Origin of the sequence: Salipiger sp. 1_MG-2023 (assembly GCF_030547555.1) — a bacterium.
Lineage (GTDB): Bacteria > Pseudomonadota > Alphaproteobacteria > Rhodobacterales > Rhodobacteraceae > Salipiger.
In genome coordinates, this window is record NZ_JAUOQN010000155.1 from 1 (window position 1) to 1525 (window position 1525).

Below are 1525 nucleotides of genomic sequence, written 5' to 3' on the forward strand. Positions count from 1 at the left end.
CAACCAACCCGATCAGCAGGTGCAACGAGTAGCTTAAATCACGCCAGATCCTGTCCAAGAGATCGGGAGCAGCTCAAGACGCTTTGCCCGTCCTCTGCAAGCTCTGCGTCGATCTGTTCGATGCCCAGCAGTTCGCGGTTCAGCGCCTGTCGGAATGCGGCGGCTATGTCGTCAGTCACCATCTTTATGGTCCTTCTGTTCAGCTTCCAGCGCCAAGATCCGCGCGTGACCGGCGCGAACCTCGGCTTCCAGTGCGTCGATGCGGCGGCGCAAAGGTCGGGTCACATCCGCGAAGATCTCGGCCTGACCTTGCATCAGGTCCGACAGCGCCTTGTGCGTGACCGGCTTGTGTCCGTGTTCCGCCAGGAAGGCTTTCAGCTGTGCCGCGCCGGGGTCGTCGGGGATGCGCCGTCCCCCGGTGGCATCCGTCGTAAGGAGTGCCTGTTCTTCGGCAGTCATGGGTTGCGCGGTATCCCACTTTTCCCAGGCCAAAAGGATCTGCTCACGAGACGCAGCCATCAGCTGTATTCCTCGAAGGTGACGAAGGCCGCTGCATCATCGCGCACCGGAGCAAGCCCAAGGCTCAAGACGTATTTCACCGCGCTGCTGTGGGTCTGAAACAGGGATACCACCGTGCTGCCGGTCGCGCCGGTGCTGGAATTGCTTGGGTCATCTGTCATTTCAATCGAACCTTCATCGGTCGATGTGATTTCCAGCCGCTCAATATGGCCCCCGATTGCCGCAGCGTCGATCAGTCCTATGCGGTTGCCCGTAAAGCCGGACGTCATCACTGCCGGGATTTTTGCGATGTAGCCGCCAAACGGGTTGAGTGTTTCATCGTTCATCAGCGCCAGCATGTTCGCCGCCTGCGGGGAGACGGCCCAGACAAGATTTCCTGCCGCGCGGGTGTTAACCCGGTTCAGCGCAGCCAGCATCCACACATGGAGGTCGTCGGGGTCAGCGCGTCCAAGCTGGCTGTTGAAGGTCGGATCATAGGTGCCGCCATTCGTGAGTTTGCCAAACAGGAAACGGTCACAGGCAGTGGCGATTGCCGCGCGAAGCTGGGCGTTGACGAAGTTCTGTCCAGCCGCGCTCGTGTTGTTCCAAAGCTCATTGGTCAGCACCAACGCAGCTGCGATTTTTTCCGGGTTCACGATCAGCGGATCGTCCCATGACAGACCCTGCACGGGGATTGGCAGGCCACCGCCCACAACGGCAGCGTTGGCTTCCAAGCCGATGGACATCAGCCGCGTGTTGAAAGGCACCTGCAACGCCCAGCGTTCGGAAAAGATGCGCGCCAGAACCGATTGCGTTTTCACCTGCGAAATGAAGGACGTGACAGCGGCAGAATTGCCTGCAAGGCCGGCAGCGTCGTCGGTCGTTGATGCACTGACAGCGGCTTTAATCTTCGCGGCGAGATCAGCCGGCGCGCCCATTTCTCGTGCCGGAAGGTGACGTCCCCAGACGTGGTGTAGCTTACGGTGGCCATCGGGTTTCCCGGTAGGGTCGGGTTGCGAGAACCAAC

General features: G+C 60.3%; 3 protein-coding genes. All 3 read right to left on the reverse strand.

All coding sequences use genetic code 11. The features are described 5' to 3' along the window. Positions 1-38: 38 nt before the first annotated feature. On the reverse strand, positions 39-182 hold the full coding sequence (locus Q4543_RS24335) for a hypothetical protein (protein WP_303442722.1): 144 nt from the start codon (positions 180-182) through the stop codon (positions 39-41). Next, positions 172-519, reverse strand: coding sequence for a hypothetical protein (locus tag Q4543_RS24340; protein WP_303442725.1), 348 nt, complete (start codon positions 517-519; stop codon positions 172-174). The genes Q4543_RS24335 and Q4543_RS24340 overlap by 11 nt, the downstream gene beginning before the upstream one ends. Further along, a partial coding sequence (locus Q4543_RS24345) for a hypothetical protein (protein ID WP_303442727.1) occupies positions 519-1525 on the reverse strand: 1007 nt, incomplete at its 5' end. The genes Q4543_RS24345 and Q4543_RS24340, both read right to left, overlap by 1 nt.

What these genes read in the sequence shown, in the direction of transcription:
- Q4543_RS24335 (WP_303442722.1), bottom strand. Translation starts at nt 182, where the DNA reads ATGGTGACTGACGACATAGCCGCCGCATTCCGACAGGCGCTGAACCGC.
- Q4543_RS24340 (WP_303442725.1), bottom strand. Translation starts at nt 519, where the DNA reads ATGGCTGCGTCTCGTGAGCAGATCCTTTTGGCCTGGGAAAAGTGGGAT.